The sequence below is a fragment of the Actinomadura sp. NTSP31 genome, assembly GCF_041951385.1.
GTDB lineage: Bacteria > Actinomycetota > Actinomycetes > Streptosporangiales > Streptosporangiaceae > Spirillospora > Spirillospora napierensis.
Genome location: NZ_JBGNUT010000038.1, coordinates 64335 through 82205, shown reverse-complemented (window position 1 = coordinate 82205; position 17871 = coordinate 64335). Strand labels below are relative to the sequence as shown.

Annotated in this window: 17 protein-coding genes; 5 read left to right on the top strand and 12 right to left on the bottom strand. The window is 72.8% G+C overall.

The features are described 5' to 3' along the window. On the bottom strand, positions 1-717 hold the full coding sequence (locus ACA514_RS42170) for a serine hydrolase (protein WP_375047083.1): 717 nt from the start codon (positions 715-717) through the stop codon (positions 1-3). Between the two features lie 30 nt (positions 718-747). Here ACA514_RS42170 and ACA514_RS42165 point away from each other — a divergent pair, with 30 nt between their 5' ends. Then, a complete protein-coding gene (locus tag ACA514_RS42165; RefSeq protein ID WP_375047082.1) occupies positions 748-4170 on the top strand; it encodes a WD40 repeat domain-containing serine/threonine-protein kinase in 3423 nt (1140 codons plus the stop codon). Between the two features lie 4 nt (positions 4171-4174). On the opposite strand, the gene ACA514_RS42160 is transcribed toward ACA514_RS42165, so the two are convergent. The 10 genes from ACA514_RS42160 to ACA514_RS42115 form a co-directional block, all read right to left on the bottom strand. Then, a complete protein-coding gene (locus tag ACA514_RS42160) occupies positions 4175-5497 on the bottom strand; it encodes a protein kinase (RefSeq protein WP_375047081.1) in 1323 nt (440 codons plus the stop codon). After that, on the bottom strand, positions 5490-7808 hold the full coding sequence (locus ACA514_RS42155; RefSeq protein WP_375047080.1) for an AAA family ATPase: 2319 nt from the start codon (positions 7806-7808) through the stop codon (positions 5490-5492). Before ACA514_RS42155 ends, ACA514_RS42160 begins: the two co-directional genes overlap by 8 nt. Positions 7809-8013: 205 nt before the next feature. Continuing rightward, positions 8014-8550, bottom strand: coding sequence for a hypothetical protein (locus ACA514_RS42150; protein ID WP_375047079.1), 537 nt, complete (start codon positions 8548-8550; stop codon positions 8014-8016). A 278-nt stretch (positions 8551-8828) separates the two neighbouring features. Next, positions 8829-9701 carry an alpha/beta fold hydrolase gene (locus ACA514_RS42145; protein WP_375047078.1) on the bottom strand — a complete coding sequence of 291 codons (873 nt, stop codon included), beginning with the start codon at positions 9699-9701 and terminating at the stop codon, positions 8829-8831. A 48-nt stretch (positions 9702-9749) separates the two neighbouring features. Beyond that, positions 9750-10019 carry a hypothetical protein gene (locus ACA514_RS42140; RefSeq protein ID WP_375047077.1) on the bottom strand — a complete coding sequence of 90 codons (270 nt, stop codon included), beginning with the start codon at positions 10017-10019 and terminating at the stop codon, positions 9750-9752. Positions 10020-10539: 520 nt separating this feature from the next. Beyond that, positions 10540-10728 (bottom strand): DUF397 domain-containing protein, encoded by a 189-nt coding sequence (locus tag ACA514_RS42135; RefSeq protein WP_375047076.1) that lies wholly within the window; start codon positions 10726-10728, stop codon positions 10540-10542. Beyond that, entirely contained in the window at positions 10725-10919 is a 195-nt protein-coding gene (locus tag ACA514_RS42130) for a DUF397 domain-containing protein (RefSeq protein WP_375047075.1), read from the bottom strand. Before ACA514_RS42130 ends, ACA514_RS42135 begins: the two co-directional genes overlap by 4 nt. Before the next feature lie 3 nt (positions 10920-10922). After that, positions 10923-11117 carry a DUF397 domain-containing protein gene (locus ACA514_RS42125; RefSeq protein ID WP_375047074.1) on the bottom strand — a complete coding sequence of 65 codons (195 nt, stop codon included), beginning with the start codon at positions 11115-11117 and terminating at the stop codon, positions 10923-10925. 3 nt (positions 11118-11120) lie between these two features. After that, the gene (locus tag ACA514_RS42120; protein ID WP_375047073.1) at positions 11121-11315 is read right to left on the bottom strand and encodes a DUF397 domain-containing protein; all 195 of its coding nucleotides are present in this window, start codon (positions 11313-11315) and stop codon (positions 11121-11123) included. Continuing rightward, the gene (locus ACA514_RS42115) at positions 11312-12127 is read right to left on the bottom strand and encodes a helix-turn-helix transcriptional regulator (protein ID WP_375047072.1); all 816 of its coding nucleotides are present in this window, start codon (positions 12125-12127) and stop codon (positions 11312-11314) included. Before ACA514_RS42115 ends, ACA514_RS42120 begins: the two co-directional genes overlap by 4 nt. A 99-nt stretch (positions 12128-12226) precedes the next feature. On the opposite strand from ACA514_RS42115, the gene ACA514_RS42110 reads away from it, so the two are divergent. The 3 genes from ACA514_RS42110 (at position 12227) to katG (ending at position 15556) form a co-directional block, all read left to right on the top strand. Beyond that, on the top strand, positions 12227-12655 hold the full coding sequence (locus ACA514_RS42110) for an ATP-binding protein (protein WP_375047071.1): 429 nt from the start codon (positions 12227-12229) through the stop codon (positions 12653-12655). Between the two features lie 218 nt (positions 12656-12873). Then, on the top strand, positions 12874-13296 hold the full coding sequence (locus tag ACA514_RS42105) for a Fur family transcriptional regulator (protein ID WP_375047104.1): 423 nt from the start codon (positions 12874-12876) through the stop codon (positions 13294-13296). A 16-nt stretch (positions 13297-13312) separates the two neighbouring features. Continuing rightward, positions 13313-15556 (top strand): catalase/peroxidase HPI, encoded by a 2244-nt coding sequence (gene katG, locus ACA514_RS42100; protein WP_375047070.1) that lies wholly within the window; start codon positions 13313-13315, stop codon positions 15554-15556. Positions 15557-15652: 96 nt separating this feature from the next. Here the strand turns inward: katG and ACA514_RS42095 are convergent, their stop codons facing one another. Further along, positions 15653-16084, bottom strand: a complete 432-nt coding sequence (locus tag ACA514_RS42095; RefSeq protein ID WP_375047069.1) for a Fur family transcriptional regulator — start codon at positions 16082-16084, stop codon at positions 15653-15655. Between the two features lie 163 nt (positions 16085-16247). Here ACA514_RS42095 and ACA514_RS42090 point away from each other — a divergent pair, with 163 nt between their 5' ends. After that, a complete protein-coding gene (locus ACA514_RS42090; protein WP_375047068.1) occupies positions 16248-17861 on the top strand; it encodes a serine/threonine-protein kinase in 1614 nt (537 codons plus the stop codon). The last annotated feature ends 10 nt before the right edge of the window (positions 17862-17871 follow it).

The following is a 17871-nucleotide window of genomic DNA, read 5'->3' as shown; positions in this document are numbered from 1 at the left end:
TCAGCGGGCGGCGAGCTGGACGCCGGCGCGGGCCACGGCGAGGGCGTCCAGGTCGACGGTGCCCTTGAACGCCGTCTTCGGGTCGGACAGCATCACGCTGGTGACGATCGTCCGGCCGCGGGACGTCCGGGCGAGGTAGTTCATCGTGACGACGCCGGGTTCGCTGCCGCCCTTGAACCACACCTTCGGATAGGCCGCGCGGTCCAGCCCGATGCCGCCGTCGTTGATGGCCAGGGCCTTGCCGACCCCGGACTGGCCGGGGCGGGCGGACCGGTCGTCGAGGCCGCCGAGCGCCGCGCACATGTCGGTGGGGGCGGCGAACCATTCGATGGAGTCGATGTCGCGCGGCTGCTGCCACGGGGTGATCTGGTCGAGCGGGACGGCGTCGAGCCCCGGCAGCGCGGCGGCGCGCTCGCGCTGCGGCAGGGCCAGGTAGCGGTCGGCGCGCGCCGGGTAACCGGCGCCCTTGAGAGCGAACATCTGCCGGGTGGTGAGGAACGGGTGGTCGCCGCGCTGGTGCCGGTTGCCGAGCCGGGGCAGCTCGGTCTCCACGGCGCCGCGTCCGAGGCGGTGGATGAGGTGGTCGGCGGCCGTGTTGTCGCTGATCGAGATCATGTAGTCGGCGTACTGGCCGAGGGTCACCTTCGTGCCGGCCGGCTTGTTCTGCAGGATCCCGGACGGCGCCTTGCGAACGATCTGGGGTGCGCGGCCGTCCAAGTCCGGGGAACGGCATCGGAGGGCTGCTCGATGAGGCTGGACGACGCCGCCGCCCCGGCGGCCTCCGGGGTCTGGCGGGTGGGCGACGTGATCGACGGGCGCTACCGGGTGACGCGCGTCCACGAGCACGGCGGCATGGGGCTGGTGTACCGGGTCAGGCACCTGACCTGGGGGATCGATCTCGCGGTGAAGAGCCCGCGGCCGGCGGCCCTGGCCGACGCCGCGGGCCGGGCGCGGTTCGTCGCCGAGGCGGAGAACTGGGTGTCGCTGGGCCTGCACCCGAACGTGTGCGGCTGCCATTACGTCCGCACGCTGGACGGGATCCCGCGCGTGTTCGCCGAGTACGTGCCGGGCGGCTCGCTGCACGAATGGATCGAGGACGGCCGGCTGTACGAGGGCGGCCCGGCGCGGGCGCTCGAACGGATCCTGGACGTGGCCGTCCAGACGGCGTGGGGGCTGGAGCACGCGCACGGCCGGGGCCTGGTCCACCAGGACGTCAAGCCCGCCAACGTCCTGCTCCACGCGGACGGGACGGTGAAGGTCACCGACTTCGGGCTCGCCGGGGCCCGGTCCGCGCCGGCGGCCTTCGAGGGCGGCGCCGGCAGCGCGCCCGTCACCCGGCGCGGGCAGACGCCGCAGTACGCCTCGCCGGAGCAGTTCGACGGGGAGCGGCTGGGGCGCCGCACGGACGTCTACAGCCTCGCGGTGTCCGTGCTGGAGATGTTCACCGGTGGACGGACCTGGATGGTCGGGCCCGCCGCCGGCGAAGCCCTCGAACTGCACCTGGCCGAAGGCCCGGGGGAGGGGCTCCCCGAGATGCCGGCTGGCCTCGCCGCACTGCTGGCCCGGTGCCTGCGGCAGGAGCCGGAGCGGCGGCCGGGCACGATGGCCGAGGTCGCGGACGAGCTCGTCGCCGTGCATCGGGCGGTGAGCGGGAGCCCGTACCCGCGTCCGGCGCCGGCCGCCGCCGAACTGCGCGCCGACGAGCTCAACAACCGTGCGCTGTCGCTGCTGGACCTCGGTCGCGCTGGGGAGGCCGACGAGGCGTTCGCCGCCGCGCTCGCAGCCGACCCGCGCCACCTGCCCGCCGCCTGCAACCGGATGGTGGCGCGCTGGCGGCGGGCCGCCGCGACCGACCTGGAGGTGATCGAGCGGCTGATGGAGTTCCGGCCCCTCGACGGCGGCCCGCGCGAGGCTCGCCACCTGCTCGCGCTGGTGGAACTGGAGCGCGGGGACGTCCGGCGGGGCCGCGAGCTGCTGGAGGAGATCGTCCGGGAACGTCCCGGGGACGCGGAGGCGCGGACGGTCCTCGACGCGCTACCGGACCCGGGCGAGCCGCCGGCCGGCCGCGCGCCGGCCCCCTGGAGCGAGGACCGGGGCCGCAACCACCCGGAGCCGGGCGCGATGCGGTTCCTGTCCGGCGGACGTCACCTCCTGTACGGGGAGGGGCGGGGGCGCCTGCGGCTCTGGGACGTCCGCCGCGGCGAGACGATCTGGAGTCGCCGGGCGCACGAGGGGCCGGTGCGCTCGGTCGACGTCTCGCCGGACGGGACGCTGGCCGCCTCGACCGGTGCGGACGGCGCCGTGCGGGCGTGGCACCTGGCCAGCGGCGCCCCCGCGGGCTCCTACGGTCCGCAGGGGCGGCACGGGACGACGTTCGTCGCGGTCCGGCTCGGCGCCGGTCCGTCCCGCTCCGATGTTCTCGCCCTGTCCCGGGCGGGGCGCCTGCACGTCTGGGACGAGCGGACGGCGCGGCCCCTGGGGACGCACGATCTGTCCGGCACCTGGGCCAAGGGGCCGGTGGAGCTCACTGCGGACGGCCGCCGCGCGTTCGTCCGCGACGGCGGCGAGGGGCTGCTCATCGATCTGGAGGCGGGCACCGTGGACCGGCGGCTGGCGTTCGGGGCGCCGCCGGCGGCGCTGCGGCTCGCCGGTGACGGCCGCACCGTCGCCGCCGCCGCCCGCGACGGCGACATCGGCGTGTGGGATCTGGAGACGGGGCGCCGCGTGCGGACCCTGACCGGGCACGCGGGCCCGGTCGAGGCGCTGGCCTTCGGCCCGGACTCCCGGTCGCTGCTGTCGGGCGGTTCGGACGGCGCCGTCCGGCTGTGGGACCTCGCCACCGGACGGTGCCGCCGCACCCTGCTCGCCGCCGAGTCCAGCCCGGACCCGGTCCTCCATGTGCAGTTCGGGCCCGGCGGCGCGACCGCGATGTCCGCCGGGCGGCACCGGGAGCTGCGGTTCTGGGATCTGCCGTCGCCGCGTCCCGCCCCCTACCAGGTGGCGGCGCCGCGCCGGGCCGACGAGATGAACCGGCACGCCGTCCGGGTGCGTGACCTGGTGGAGCGGGCGGAACGGGAGCGGGCGGCGGGCCGCCGTCCCGCCGCGCTGGCCCTGCTCGAACAGGCGCGGACGGTTCCCGGTTACGAGCGGGCGCCGCAGGTCATGGACGCCTGGCATGGCCTGAGCCGGCACCTGGAGCGCACCGGAGTGCGCGGCGGGTGGCTCGTCGCGGCGCTCGGCGGCGACGGCAGGGGCGGCGACGGCAAGGGCGGCGGGGGCGTCGCGTCGGTGGACGTGAGCGCGGACGGCGCCGTCGCCGCGGCGGGCATGCGGGACGGCACCGTGGTCGTCTGGGACCTGGCCGCCCGCCGCCGCGCGCGGACCATCACGGTGCACCAGGGCCGGCCCGGCATCACCCGCGCCGTGGTCGCGGTGCGGCTGACCGGCGACGGCCGCGTCCTCACCGCGTGCGAGGACGGCCTTTTCCGCTCCTGGTCGCTCGCCACCGGGAACGTGGTGGCCGAGTGGGAGGCCGTGCCCGTCCGCGGGTCGGGGCGGAACCTCACCGCGGCGCACTTCACCCCGGACGGGCGGCGCCTGCTGGTGGGCGACGCCGGCGACTGCCTGATCGGCTGGTGGGACCTGGACACCGGCGGGCGCCTGTGGACGTGCGAGGGCCACCGGCGGGACGCGGCGGTCGCGCTGTGGGCGGGCGACCGCGGACGGACGGCCGTGTCCGCCGGACGCGACGGCTCCGTCCGCGTGTGGGACCTGGCGGACGGGCGGCTGCTGCGGACGCTGAAGGACTACGGGGGGACCGCGACCTCGGTGTGCCTGAGCTCCGACGACCGGCTGGCCATGGCCACCTTCCGGGACCGGCGCGGCACGTCCTCGCGGATCTGGGACGTCCGGAGCGGGCAGGAGCTGCCGGGCCGCGGCGGGGCCGCGCCGGTGGCGCGGTTCACCGCCGACGGGCGGTTCGCGGTGATCGAGGACGACCGGTCCGCGCTGCGTGTCCTGGACGTGCGCGAGCGCCGCACGACCGTGCTCGGGCGACACCGCATGAACGCCGCGGCGATGGCGCTGACCCCCGACGGGCGTTACGTGGTGAGCGGCGGGCAGGACGGCCAGGTGCGGGTGTGGGAGATCGACTGGCGGCTCGGCGCCTGACGTCTCAGCAGGCGAGGAGGGCGTCCCGGAACTGCGCCGCCGTCGTGAACCCGAACGCCGGCTTCTCGCGCAGCGCGGTGTCGACGACGTCGGCCAGGGCCCTCGGGACGTCGGGCGCGCGCTCGCGCAGCGGCACCGGCGGCGCTTGCAGGACGATCCGCCACGGGTCCTTGCCGGGCGGGAAGTCGCGCGGGACGGCGCCGCTCAGCGAGTGGTAGAGGCAGGCCGCCGCCGCCCAGACGTCCACGGCGGGTGCGGCGTTCTTGAAGTCGATGACCTGCCGGCGCGCCATGAACACCGGTTTCCCGGCGGTCGCACCGGTCCTGGTGAGCCCGCTGAGCCCGGCCTGGTCGAACGCCTTCGCCAGCCCGAAGTCGGCGACCTTCGCCACCAGGGTCCCGGCGTCGGCCTCGTGCAGCAGGATGTTGGACGGGCTGAGGTCGCGGTGGACCACGCCCTGGTCGTGCGCGTGTTCCAGGCCGTCCAGCACCTGCAGGATGAGCGGGACGGCCTCGCCGGCCGGGAGCCGCCCGCCCCGGCGGGACACCAGCCGGTCGAGGCTGCCGCGCGTGCAGTACTCGATCGTGAAGTAGAAGACGCCGCCGGACGACCCGAGGTCGTGCAGGGCGGCGATGTTCGGATGGCGCAGCATGCTGGTCAGCTCCGCCTCCCGCAGGAAGCGGGCGCGCGACGTGGGGTTGACCGCGACCCTCGGCAGCATCAGCTTCAGGGCGACCTCGGCGCCGGTGGCGTCGTCGCGGGCCAGGTAGACGGCGCCCATTCCGCCGCGTCCGAGCTCCCGCAGGATCGTGTAGCCGGGGATCAGCGCCGCGTTCTCGCCGCGCGCGATCTCCTGGAGGAGCGCGGCGATGTCCGCCGGGTCGAGGGAGGGCGGCGACAGCTCGTCGCCGCTCGGCCCGTCGCCGGTGCCGGGGGCGGGGCCGGGGGCGTGGATGCCGACGCGGAACACGGTGTCCCCGAGCCGGATCTCGTCGCCGTCGGCGAGGTCGTGCTCCGGGTAGGCGAGCAGCGCGGCCTCCTCCGGCGTCTGGTGCCGCTCCCGCTTGCCGATCCTCCGGCCGTTGACGTAGGTGCCGTTCAGGCTGCCGAAGTCGCGGATGCGGGCGGCCGGCGGGTTGATGTCGATGAGGCAGTGGTGCCGGGAGACCTCGCGGTGGTGCTCGTCGTCCGGCAGGCGCGGCGAGCAGTCGGACGAGCGGCCGAGCACGCAGGTCGCCCGCTCGTCGAAGACGAACTCCTTGCGGTCGAGCCGCCCCTTGACCAGCGTCAGCGTGACGGCGGGGGCCATCCGCCTCGTGCTACTCACGGTCCTCCCCACCCGGCGCGAAGACCAGTTCCTCACCGGCGGCGCCGACCAGCAGCCGCGAGCCGTCCGCGATCCGGCCCGCCACCAGTTCCCGGCCCAGCGGCTGGACCAGCATCCGTTCGACGGCCTGCTCCAGCGCCCGCGCACCGGACCTCGCGGCGTCGCCTTGCCGCAGCAGCAGGTCGAGGGCGTCGCCGGTCAGCCGCAGCGTGATCGAACGGTCCGTGAGCCGGTCCCGGACGCGATCGAGCACCTTGTCGAGGACCTGCCGGCGCGCGGCCTCGTCCAGCGGCGAGAACACCACGATCCGGCCGATGCGGCCGAGCAGCTCCGGGCGCAGGCTCTCGCGGAGCGCGGCCATCACCGTCTCGGTCCCGGACCGGTCCCGCACGACGGCCGGGGCGGGCGCGAACCCCAGGGGACGCTTCGCCGTGGCGGGCGCCGGCCCGGACGCGCCGAGGTTCGACGTCATGACGATCACCGCGTCGGTGAACGAGACGCGCCGCCCGCGCGCGTCGGTCAGCCGGCCCTCGTCGAGGATCTGCAGGAACAGGTCCAGGACCTCCGGATGCGCCTTCTCGATCTCGTCGAACAGCACGACGCTGTGCGGACGGTCCCGCAGCGGCCCGCTGAGCTGGCCCTCCCGGTCGTGCCCGAGGTACCCCGGCGGCGCGCCGAGCAGCCGGGAGACCGCGTGCCGCTCCTTGTACTCCGACATGTCGATGCGGACCAGCCGCCGCTCGTCGTCGAACAGGAACTCCGCGAGCGCCTTGGCCAGCTCCGTCTTGCCCGTCCCGGTCGGGCCCGCGAACAGGAACACCCCGGCGGGACGGTCCGGGTCGCCCAGGCCCGCGCGCGACGCGCGGATCGTCTCGGCGACCGCGCGGACCGCCTCGTCCTGCCCGGCCACCCGGCGGCGCAGCCGCTCCTCCATGCCGAGCAGGCGGCGCGCCTCGTCCGCCTCGACCCGCTCCAGCGGAAGGCGGGCGCGCTCGGCCACGGCCGCCGCCACCTCGGCGCGGCCGATCCGGGCGGGCTCCCGCGGCCCGTCCTCCGGGCTCAGCGTCCGGATCCGCGCGGCCGCGCACGCCTGGTCGACCAGGTCGATGGCCTTGTCCGGCAGCCGCAGGTCGGGCAGGTGGCGGACGGCCAGGTCGACCGCCGCCGCGGGGACGTCCGGATCGATGCCGACCCCGTGGTGCGCGGCGAGCCGCGCGCGCAGGCCGCCCAGGATCGTCACCGCCTCCGACCGCGTCGGCTCCTCGATCCACACCGCCTCGAACCGCCGTTCCAGCGCCGGATCCGGCTCGATGTGGCGCCGGTACTCCTGCGGCGTCGTCGCGCCGACGCAGCGCAGCTCGCCGCGCGCCAGCGCCGGCTTCAGGATGTTCGCCGCGTCGGACGCGCCGCGCCCGCCCGCGCCGAGCACCGTGTGCAGTTCGTCGACGAACAGGATCACCTCCGGGGCCCCGGACGCCTCCTCCAGGACGCCCTGGATCCGCTCCTCGAACTCGCCCCGGTACTTCGTGCCCGCGACCAGCGCCGACATCGACAGCTCGATCAGCCGCGAACCGGCCAGCGCGGCGGGCGCGTCCGCCGCGACCAGCCGCTGCGCGAGCCCTTCCACCACGCACGTCTTGCCGACGCCCGCGTGCCCCACCAGGACCGCGTTCGCCTTGCGCTGCCGCACCAGCACGCGGGCCAGGCGGCGCAGCTCGTCCCGCCGCCCGATCAGTTCGGGAAGCCGGCCGCGGCGGGCCAGCGCGGTCAGGTCCCGGCCGTACCTGCCGAGGAGCTTCAGCTCGCGCTCCGGCGGCGGTTGCTGCTGCTGCTCGCGAGGGGTGCCGTGCCCCAGCTCCGGGAACAGCGCGGCGAGCGGGTCGGCGACGTCCAGATCGGCGAACGCCTTCCGCGACCACCGGTCGGGCCGTTCGGCGATCGCCCGCAGCAGATGCGGCGCCCCGGCCCGGGACGGTTCGGCGAGCTGCGCGGCCCGGCCGAACGCGTCGTACGACTCGCGGCTGCGATGCGGCGGCCGTTCGGCCATCGGGCCCGCGACGGTGGAGGCGAGCAGCGTGCGCAGCCGTCCGCGCAACTCCACCGGGTCGACGCTGGCGGCGGCGAAGCGCTCGCGCACCAGCCCCGCGTCCGCGCGCAGGGCCTCCAGATCGACCGGGACCGATTCCGCGGCGGCGAAGACCTCCGCCTGGTCGGGACGCGTCAGCCTGCTCAGCCCGATGAGCAGATGCCCCGGCTCCACCGCGAGCGCGCGCCCGGCCCGCGCCTCGTACCGCGCCAGTCGCAGCACCACGCGGACGCTCCCGCCGAACCGGCTCACCGCGTCCTCACGTCCTGCGGAGTCCGCGCCGATTCACGGGGCATGCCACGAATGTAGTAGCAGTCAAACAGCGATGTCTATTTGCCTTCGGTGAACTCTCGGCGCCGAGGGCCCGAACGCGGCGGGCGGGCACGGGCCCCGCCAGGGGACCGTGCCCGCCCAGGCCGGCGACCGGAAGCTAGCCGGTCAGGCCGAGCAGAGCGTTCAGCTGGGCGATCAGCGCGGGGAGCCCGGCGATGTCGCCGACACCGTTGAGCAGGCCGGCGATCGCGCACAGCAGGTTGCCGAGCAGGTTGCCCGGACCGGAGATCGCGGTGATGTCCAGGACGACCCGGTCGAGGTGCACCTTCAGGCCGAGCAGGTTCAGGTCCAGCGGGCCGAGCGTCAGGTGCAGGATCGGGCACGTCGCGGTGGGCAGCGCGACCGGCACGGTCACCGGGGTCGCGTCGACCGTGCCGGTGGTGGCGCCGGCCGCGTTGCGCATCGTCCCGCTCAGCGTGCCGTCGAGGTTGAGTTGACGGCCCTCGGAGGTGAAGGCCGACGGGACCAGCGTCCCGGTGAACGTCGACCCGTCGTCAGCGGTCCCGGTGACCGGAATGCTGGCGAGCGGGGCCGGCGTCGCCTGCTGGCGTGCCGAGGCGGGTGCGATGGCGAGGGCCAGGGCCGTCACCAGCGCGATCGCGATCGCGGACAGCTGAAAGGCAGCTCTTTTCATGGACGCATTCCTCTCTTTCGTCCTTGCGTCTCTTTCGAAGAGGGTGCCTGCCTTACCCGTGCCGGACCCTGGTACACGCCACGGAGAAGAGGTAGAGTGATCATTGGTATTCGTGCCTGGTAGGCGCCCTTGCGACCCCCCGTAAATGACCGCTTCGGGTCAATGTGCGCTCCCGTGTAAACGCATCGAGGGGTACGGGAGTCGTTGGACGAATTCCAGTGAAAACTTATCGCTCCGCTTTGGCCCGGCGAATGAATTCATTGCGGCCGGGAGCGGGCTCAGGCCAGCAGTTCCAGCAGGTGGCGGAGGGTCTCCTCGGGTGCCTCCTCCGGCAGGAAGTGGCCGGCCCGGACGGGCGCGCCGCGCACGTCGGCGGCCCAGGTCCGCCAGATGCCGAGCGGGTCGTACCACTGCCCGAGCGGGCCGGTGGCGCTCCAGAGCACCAGGGTCGGGCAGCCGATGCGCCGGTGGCCCCGGTCGGCCCGGTCGTCGGCGACGTCCAGGGTGGCGGCCGCACGGTACTGCTCGCAGATGGCATGGACCGTGTCCGGATCGGTGAAGGCCGCCGCGTAGGCGGCCCGCACCTCGTCGGGGAAGGCGCCGGGCACCTCGGACCAGGCGTCGAGCATGTGGTCGACCAGGACGTGCGGCGCCGCCGCGATCATCCGCTCCGGGACCGGCTCCGGGGCCGCCAGGAACGACCAGACCCAGAAGCCGAGGCTGAACTCGGCGTCGGCGCGGCCGTAGGCCTCGCCGGTGGGTACCACGTCCAGCACCGCCAGGTGGTCGACCGCCGCCGGATGGTCGAGCGCCATCCGGTAGGCGCAGCGGGCGCCGCGGTCGTGGCCGACCACCGCGAACCGGTCGAAGCCCAGCGCCGCCATCACCTGGACCTGGTCGGCGGCGATCGCCCGCATCCGGTAGGGCTCGTGGTCGGGGCCGCTGGGCGGCTTTCCGCTGGCGCCGTACCCGCGCAGGTCGGTGGCGACGACCGTGAACCGCTCGGCCAGGCCCGGCGCGACGCGGTGCCACATCAGGTGCGTTTCGGGAATCCCGTGCAGCAGCAGGACCGGCGGCCCGGACCCGCCGCGGACACCGTGGATCGTCGTCTGCGGCGTCGCGACGTCGAACTCCTCGAACCCCTCGAACATGCCCTCAAAGTAGCCCGCGGATAAGACACCCCCGACGCCCCCGCTGTGTCACTTGCGGAACAGCCGGAACACCAGGTACGTCAGCGCGAGGATGACGTCCACCGCCACCCACAGCCCGATAATGAGCCCGACGCCAATCGTCGTCCCCGCGTCGCAGGCGTCCTGCTGTCCCGCCGGACAGTCCCCGCCGGAGTTCGCCCCCACGATGATCCAGACGAGGAATATGGCCTGGACCGCCAGAAAGACCCAGGGAAACACGCGGTGCCGACGCTTGGGCGTCTTGACCTCCGCGTCTTCTGGGATCTTGGTCTTCGTCATCTCTTCCCCCCTTGCGCGTCACCTACGTTCAGGCCACACCCGGCCTCGGCAAATGCAAACTTCACCAGCACCATTTGTGGCCCAAACCTCCGCAAAGTAGATCCCGGTCAAAGCCGCGGTCGACTCTTATGTGCGCGGAAGGGCGGGGACAACGGCGGCGCGCGCCTCGCCCTGAAGCCCCGCGAGGGCCGCAGGCGTCCGGCAGCCCGGTGCCAGTGAGATCGCCCTGCCGGGATCAGCCGCTGCAGTCGGAGCGCGACGCGTCGCCAGGCGTTGGCCACGGCAACGGACGAGAAGTCGACGCCGATCAGGTGCGCCCCGGCCTGCCGAGCCGGGCAAAGCCCCGGACCGTCGCGCCCGCACCAGAGATCGGCCTAGGACGTCCCCGCCACCCAACGCCAGCGCACGCGAGACGCAAGCCAGCAGGTGCGAGGACACGAAGGAGCGGGGCTCAACCTCGGCCGGCAACCGGGTTCGAGCCCAGCGACGGTCCGGAGCGGACGGCTCGGGCCGGTGGGGGCTAGCGGGCCGCGTGGCGCTTGATCCGGCCGATGAGGTCGTTCAGCTGCGCGCCCGTGAGGGTGAGGTGCCCGCCGTCCGGGTCCTTCGAGTCCCGCACGCCGATCCCGGATACAAGCCGTCCCAGCTCAACGCACTGATTGTCGTTGGCTCCGCCGCTGCGGGAACTCTTGCGCCACTGAACTGTCATGCCTGCCGCCCCGTGTGGCGCTTGATCTGGCCGACGAGGTCCGTGAGCTGCGCGGGTGTGAGAGTGAGGTGGCCGCCGTCCGGGTCTTTCGAGTCCCGCACGCCGACCCCGGACACAAGTTGTCTCAGCTCAACGCACTGCTTGTCGTCCACGCCGCCACTGTGAGAGCTCTTCCGCCACTGGACGGTCATGGCCTATCGCTCCGGATGCTGCTGGATTTGGCTGATGAGGTCGGTCAGCTGCGCGGACGTGAGGGTGAGGTGCCCGCCGTTCGGGTTCTTCGAGTCCCGCACGCCGATGCCAACCCTCGGCGCGAGTCGTCCCAGCTCAACACATTGTTCGTCGTTCGCGCCGCCACTGTGAGAGCTCTTCCGCCACTGGACGGTCATGGCCTATCGCTCCGGATGCTGCTTGATCTGGCTAACGAGGTCCGTGAACTGCGCGGACGTGAGGGTGAGGTGCCCGGCCTCCGGGTTCCTCGAGTCGCGCACGCCAATGCCCGCCCCTGGCGCGAGTCGTCCCAGCTCAACGCACACATCGTCATTCGCGGTGCCACTGTACGAGCTCTTGCGCCACTGGATGATCATGGGTAACTCTCCAAGTACTTCTTGATCAACTCGCGCGAGGCGTCCTGGGAGTCGGCCTTTGCGCCGATACGTTCGAACGTATCAGCAAAGCCCTTGAACTCGTCTTGCGTGTCGATCAAGCGTCCGCCTCCCTGTGCACCCGCATAAGCGACGTCTCGATCTGGCAGGCCGATGAGCTGGAAGAATCCCTCCGAACCGAGGTGTTCGCCCGCCGAGAAGGGGACCACTCGAAGGATCACGTTCCAGCGGTCGGCCATTTCGAGGAGGTGTTCAAGCTGCGGCCGCATGACCTTCGCTCCCCCGACCCGGCGGGCCAGGGCGGCCTCATCTAGAAGCGCCCAGATGTAGGGCGGGTCTTCCCGTTCCAGAACTGCCCGCTTTCGAGCGATCCGTCCGGCCAGCACCGCCTCACGATCCCTCGCCGTGCTGAGGCGGCCGTAGGCCCTCGTGTAGTCATCGGTCTGAAGCAGCAGCGGGATGGCCTGCCCGTGGAAGACCTTGATCTCGGCCGCGTGCCGCTCGTGCTCGCTGTACTGCTTGAACCAGTTCGGGTCGTGGGCCATGCGGGAGTACCAGAGCAGCAGCTCGAACAGGCCGCCGGTCTCGAACTTCACGTCCAGACGTCGGGCGTAGTCCTCCTGGAGGCGGGCACGCCCTGCCTCGATGTTCGAAACACTCGAGCGGGCGAGTCCGATGACCTTGCCCCACTGGGTGAGCGACAGCCCCTCCTGCTCGCGGACGAACCGCAGGTAGTACGCGAGGAAGTGGCCCATCGAGATCTTTGGGTCGAGAGGTTCGCGGGCCTTGGGCATAGCCCCTCCTGTTTTGAGTTCGCGTTGATACACCCAAAGTTAAGACAGGTCAGTGACCCTTGCCACGGGAAATCCAAAACTGCGACAAGGGTGGGGACGATGGTGATGACGGAGACGGGGGATTTGATCATTCCCCTGCTCGGGACGCCGGCCACGGTGGGGCTCGCGCGTACTCTGGCGGACGCATGGATGCGCAAATGGGACTATTTCCATATTCTCGACGATGCACTTCTTGTCGCCTCCGAACTCATCACGAATGCGGCTCGCCAGACGCCGGGCAAGGAGATCCGCTTCCAGCTCAGCCGGGACGCGCAGGGCATCGTCATCGCCGTCTGGGACTCTGGCGCCGGGGTGCCGCGTGCGAAGCCGCTGCGGCGGCTCACGCTCGAAGACCTCGACCTGACCGAGGAGGCGTTCGACGACAACGGGGGCTGGGGCCTGCACATCGTCCAGGCCCTGTCGGCGCGTTGCGGTGCCACCCAGGATCCGGGTGGCGGCAAGTGGATCTGGGCCCGCCTGGTCCCGTGAACTTCGCGTCCGATCGCCAGGCTTCGTCACGGGTCCGTTTCGGTGATCGGTGCTGGTCGTGGCGGGGTCGGGCGATGGCCGGTGTCGGGCGGCGGGCGGCGGGGCTTGCGCGGTCGGCTAGCTGAGCCGGTCAAGAAGTGGGGTGCTGCAAACACTTGACTGATTCAAGAAAAGGGGGCAACCTGTCGGACGTGGCCACGACCGTGGAATACCAGCAGATGCTGCGCGGGGCCGCTCTCCGCGTGACCCGGCCCCGGGTCGCGGTGCTGAGCGCGGTGCACGCGCATCCGCACGCCGACACGGACTCGATCATCGACGCCGTGCGCCGGGACGTCCCGAAGGTGTCCCACCAGGCCGTCTACGACTCGCTGCGCGCGCTGACGGGGGCGGGCCTGGTGCGGCGCATCCAGCCGTCCGGCTCCGTCGCCCGCTACGAGGCCCGGGTCGGCGACAACCACCACCACATCGTGTGCCGGTCCTGCGGGGCCATCGCCGACGCAGACTGCGCCGTCGGCGAGGCGCCCTGCCTGGCCGCCCCCGATGACAGCGGCTTCACGATCGACGAGGCCGAGGTCATCTACTGGGGTCTCTGCCCCGACTGCTCCACCGCCCAGAGTTCCTCGTCCGCCAACCTCGCGTAGTCCTGGAAGGAACCACATGTCCGACAACAATGAAGTCGTCACGCCGACCCCCGAGCAGGCCCAGGAGGGCGCGGGCCAGTGTCCGGTCGCGCACTCGCGCGCGCCGCACCCGACGCAGGGCGGCGGCAACCGCGGCTGGTGGCCGGAGCGGCTCAACCTGAAGCTCCTCGCCAAGAACCCGCCGGTGACCAACCCGCTGGGCGAGGACTTCAACTACGCCGAGGCGTTCAACAGCCTCGACCTGAACGCCGTGAAGCAGGACATCGCGCACGTCCTCACGGACTCGCAGGACTGGTGGCCGGCCGACCACGGGCACTACGGGCCGCTGATCATCCGGATGGCGTGGCACAGCGCGGGCACCTACCGCGTCAGCGACGGCCGCGGCGGCGCCGGCGCCGGCCAGCAGCGCTTCGCGCCGCTCAACAGCTGGCCGGACAACGCCAGCCTCGACAAGGCCCGCCGCGTGCTGTGGCCGGTCAAGCAGAAGTACGGCCGGAAGATCTCCTGGGCCGACCTGATGATCCTGGCCGGCAACGTCGCGCTGGAGACGATGGGGCTGCGGACGTTCGGCTTCGCCGGCGGCCGCGAGGACGCCTGGGAGGCCGAGGAGGACGTCTTCTGGGGCCCCGAGACGGCCTGGCTCGACGACGAGCGCTACAGCGGCGACCGCGAGCTGGAGAAGCCCCTGGCCGCGGTGCAGATGGGCCTGATCTACGTCAACCCGGAGGGCCCGAACGGCAACCCGGACCCGATCGCCGCGGCGCGCGACATCCGCGAGACGTTCGCCCGCATGGCGATGAACGACGAGGAGACCGTCGCGCTGATCGCCGGCGGCCACACCTTCGGCAAGACGCACGGCGCGGCGCCCGACACCCACGTCGGCCCCGAGCCCGAGGCCGCCCCGCTGGAGGACATGGGCCTCGGCTGGAAGAACGCCTACGGCACCGGCAAGGGCCGCGACTCCTACACCAGCGGCCTCGAGGTCACCTGGACGCCCACCCCGACCAAGTGGGACAACACCTTCTTCGAGGTCCTGTTCGGCTACGAGTGGGAGCTGACCGAGAGCCCCGCCGGGGCCAAGCAGTGGCGGCCGAAGGACGGCGCCGGGGCCAACACGGTGCCCGACCCCGAGGACGGCACGCTGAACCGCCAGCCGATGATGCTGACGACGGACCTGTCGCTGCGCTTCGACCCGATCTACGAGCCGATCTCGCGGCGCTTCAAGGACAACCCCGAGGAGTTCGCGGACGCGTTCGCCCGCGCGTGGTTCAAGCTGACCCACCGCGACATGGGCCCGGTCGCCCGCTACCTCGGCCCGGAGGTCCCGGACGAGACGCTGGTCTGGCAGGACCCGGTGCCGGCGGTCGACCACGAGCTCGTGGACGACGCCGACGTCGCGGCCCTCAAGGCCCGGCTGCTCGACTCCGGCCTGTCGGTCTCGCAGCTGGTGACGACCGCGTGGGCGTCGGCGGCCTCGTTCCGCGGCACCGACAAGCGCGGCGGCGCCAACGGCGCCCGCATCCGCCTGACGCCGCAGAAGGACTGGGAGGTCAACAACCCGGACCAGCTGCGGACCGTCCTGCGCACCCTGGAGCAGGTCCAGGAGGCGTTCAACGCCGAGCAGACCGGCGGCAAGCGGATCTCCCTCGCCGACCTGATCGTCCTCGGCGGCTGCGCCGGCGTCGAGAAGGCGGCGAAGGACGCGGGCCACGACATCACGGTCCCCTTCACCCCGGGACGCACCGACGCCTCGCAGGAGGAGACCGACGTCGAGTCGTTCGAGGTGATGGAGCCGACGCACGACGGGTTCCGCAACTACCTCGCCAAGGGGAACATCCTGCCGGGCGAGTTCCTCCTGATCGACCGGGCGAACCTGCTCACCCTGAGCACGCCCGAGCTGACGGTGCTCGTCGGCGGCCTGCGGGTCCTCGGCGCGAACCACGACCTGTCGTCCCTGGGCGTCCTCACCGACAAGCCGGGGGTGCTGACCAACGACTTCTTCGTGAACCTGCTCGACATGAGCACCACGTGGAAGCCGACGTCGGAGACCTCGGAGACCTACGAGGGCCGCGACGCCTCCGGCAACGTCAGGTGGACGGGCAGCCGCGCCGACCTGGTCTTCGGTGCGAACGCCGAGCTCCGCGCGGTCGCGGAGGTCTACGCGAGCGACGACGCGAAGGAGAAGTTCGTCCAGGACTTCGTCGGCGCGTGGGACAAGGTCATGAACCTCGACCGGTACGACCTCACCTCCACCCGGTGAACCGGACCCGGTGATCCGGGCCTGACATGACGGCGGCCGGGGCGGTCCCCCCGGCCCCGCCCCGGCCGTCACATGTCACGTCGGGCGCCGCTGGGGTCAGCCGGCCTCGCGGCAGCGGGGGCACAGGCCCCAGAACGTCACGTCGGCCTCGTCGACCAGGTAGCCGGCGTCGTCGACCGGGTCCATGCAGGGCGGGTGCCCGACGGCGCAGTCGACGTCCTTGACGGTCCCGCACCTGCGGCACACGAGGTGGTGGTGGTTGTCGCCGACGCGTCCCTCGAAGCGGGCGGGGCTCCCGGCCGGCTCGATGCGGCGGACCAGCCCGGCCTTGGTGAGCGCGTGGACGGCCTCGTACACGGCCTGCAGGGAGATGTGGCCGACGCGGTCGCGCACCCCGGCGGCGATCCCTTCGACGTCGAGGTGGTCGCCCTCGCGGACGGTCTCCAGCAGCGCGACGCGGGCGGCGGTCACCCGCAGGCCGGCACCGCGCAGTTCCTCGGCGGTGGTCGGGGTCTGCGATGCGCACATGAGGCCCAGGGTACCTTAACAAATCGAGAACGATTCAAAACAGCAAACGGTACAAGTCATTGCTCCCGCCCGCGCGGGCCGCGTCCGATACTTTGTGGGGCTTGGGGAGTCCCTGGGGCTCTTGTGCAGAGCGAATCGCCGATGGGCCGGAGGTACGCGCCCGGTGCAGGACGAGATGCGAAGCGAGGGGCTGCCCGCGGGGGTCGACCCCCTGGGCGCCGGAGACCCTCCCGCCGTCGGGCCCTACCCGCTCCTGGGGAAGCTCGGCGAGGGCGGCATGGGGACCGTCTACTTCGGGCGCGGCGCGGACGGGCGCCCGGTCGCCATCAAGGTCATCAAGCCGGAGATGGCCGCCGACGAGCGCTACCGGGCCCGGTTCCAGGACGAGGTCCGGCACGCCCAGCAGGTGGCCTCCTTCTGCACCGCCGCGGTCCTCGACTACGGAGACGACGCCGGGCGCCCCTACCTCGTCACCGAGTACGTCGACGGGCGGCCGCTGTCGGAGCACATCAAGCAGCAGGGCGGCCTGCCGCCCGGCACGGTGCACGGCCTCGCGGTGGGGGTCGCGGCGGCGCTGACCGCCATCCACGCGGCGGGCCTCGTCCACCGCGATCTCAAGCCCGCCAACGTGCTGCTGTCGATCTCCGGCCCCCGGGTGATCGACTTCGGCATCGCGCGGGGCGTGGGGGAGCATTCCGGGCACACCAAGTCGGGATTCGTGGTCGGCTCGCCCGGCTGGATCTCCCCGGAGCAGGTGCAGACCGGGCAGGTCTCGCCCGCCAGCGACGTGTTCGCCTGGGGCTGCCTGGTCGCGCTCGCGGGGACGGGCCGCCACCCGTTCAGCGGCTCCGGCGCCCACTCGACCAGCGACCCGCTGGTGGTGGCCTACCGGGCGCAGCAGCGCATGTACGACCTGGGCGACCTCGCCGAGCCGCTGCGGACCGTCGTGGCCAAGGCCCTGTCGCCGGAGCCGGGCATGCGCCCCACCGCGCAGCAGCTCCTGCTCGCCCTCGTCGGCGGTTCCGCGCCCGGCACGCAGCCCGACGTCCCGGCGGGCACCGCCTTACCGGGTGCCGCCTTCCCGAGCGCTGCTTTACCGGGCGCTGCTTTACCGGGCGTGGCCGTCCCGGGCACCGCCGCCGACCCGCCGATCGACATCCTGGCCGCCGCCAGCCATACGGTCGGCGCGAACTGGCGCCCCGAGGACCTGCCCTTGTGGTCCCGTCCCGCCGAGCCACTGCCGCCGCCCCCTCCCGCGCCGCCGGTCGACCGGAAGGCCCTCCGGCGCGTGCGCATCGGGGTCTGGCTGCGGCGCGTCGCCGGCCTCGTGGTCGTGGCCGCGTTGGCGGCCGCCGGCCTGGCCTACTACCAGCACGAGCACAAGCCGGCGGCGGCGGAGTTCGGCCGGCCCGCCAAGGACGGCGACATGTCCTTCCAGGCCTCGCCGCCGAAGTGCGGAGGGAAGGTCAAGGGGGTCACCGCGAAGGAGGGCAGGCTCTGCCAGGTGACGGTCACGGTGACCAACACCGGCACGGCCGCGGAGGTGCTGGCCCCGGCCAACCAGTGGCTGCTGGACGCGGACGGCGGCGACCGTCGCGCGATCATGCTGTTCAAGGGCAGGCCGGGGCCGAAGACGCGGGTGAACGTGCAGTCGCTGCCGAGCGCGGAGTCCTTCACCGGGGTGCTGCTGTTCGACGTTCCGTCCGGGTTCGTGCCGCGCGCCGTGGAGTTCCATCAGAACGGGTCGAGCAACGGGGTGCGCCTCACCGTCCCATGATCGTCCGCTA

What these genes read in the sequence shown, in the direction of transcription:
- ACA514_RS42115 (WP_375047072.1), bottom strand. Translation starts at nt 12,127, where the DNA reads ATGCCCAAGGCCCGCGAACCTCTCGACCCAAAGATCTCGATGGGCCAC.
- katG (WP_375047070.1), top strand. Translation starts at nt 13,313, where the DNA reads ATGTCCGACAACAATGAAGTCGTCACGCCGACCCCCGAGCAGGCCCAG.
- ACA514_RS42095 (WP_375047069.1), bottom strand. Translation starts at nt 16,084, where the DNA reads ATGTGCGCATCGCAGACCCCGACCACCGCCGAGGAACTGCGCGGTGCC.
- ACA514_RS42150 (WP_375047079.1), bottom strand. Translation starts at nt 8,550, where the DNA reads ATGAAAAGAGCTGCCTTTCAGCTGTCCGCGATCGCGATCGCGCTGGTG.
- ACA514_RS42140 (WP_375047077.1), bottom strand. Translation starts at nt 10,019, where the DNA reads ATGACGAAGACCAAGATCCCAGAAGACGCGGAGGTCAAGACGCCCAAG.
- ACA514_RS42125 (WP_375047074.1), bottom strand. Translation starts at nt 11,117, where the DNA reads ATGACCGTCCAGTGGCGGAAGAGCTCTCACAGTGGCGGCGCGAACGAC.
- ACA514_RS42165 (WP_375047082.1), top strand. Translation starts at nt 748, where the DNA reads ATGAGGCTGGACGACGCCGCCGCCCCGGCGGCCTCCGGGGTCTGGCGG.
- ACA514_RS42135 (WP_375047076.1), bottom strand. Translation starts at nt 10,728, where the DNA reads ATGACAGTTCAGTGGCGCAAGAGTTCCCGCAGCGGCGGAGCCAACGAC.
- ACA514_RS42110 (WP_375047071.1), top strand. Translation starts at nt 12,227, where the DNA reads ATGGTGATGACGGAGACGGGGGATTTGATCATTCCCCTGCTCGGGACG.
- ACA514_RS42120 (WP_375047073.1), bottom strand. Translation starts at nt 11,315, where the DNA reads ATGATCATCCAGTGGCGCAAGAGCTCGTACAGTGGCACCGCGAATGAC.
- ACA514_RS42145 (WP_375047078.1), bottom strand. Translation starts at nt 9,701, where the DNA reads ATGTTCGAGGGGTTCGAGGAGTTCGACGTCGCGACGCCGCAGACGACG.
- ACA514_RS42105 (WP_375047104.1), top strand. Translation starts at nt 12,874, where the DNA reads ATGCTGCGCGGGGCCGCTCTCCGCGTGACCCGGCCCCGGGTCGCGGTG.
- ACA514_RS42130 (WP_375047075.1), bottom strand. Translation starts at nt 10,919, where the DNA reads ATGACCGTCCAGTGGCGGAAGAGCTCTCACAGTGGCGGCGTGGACGAC.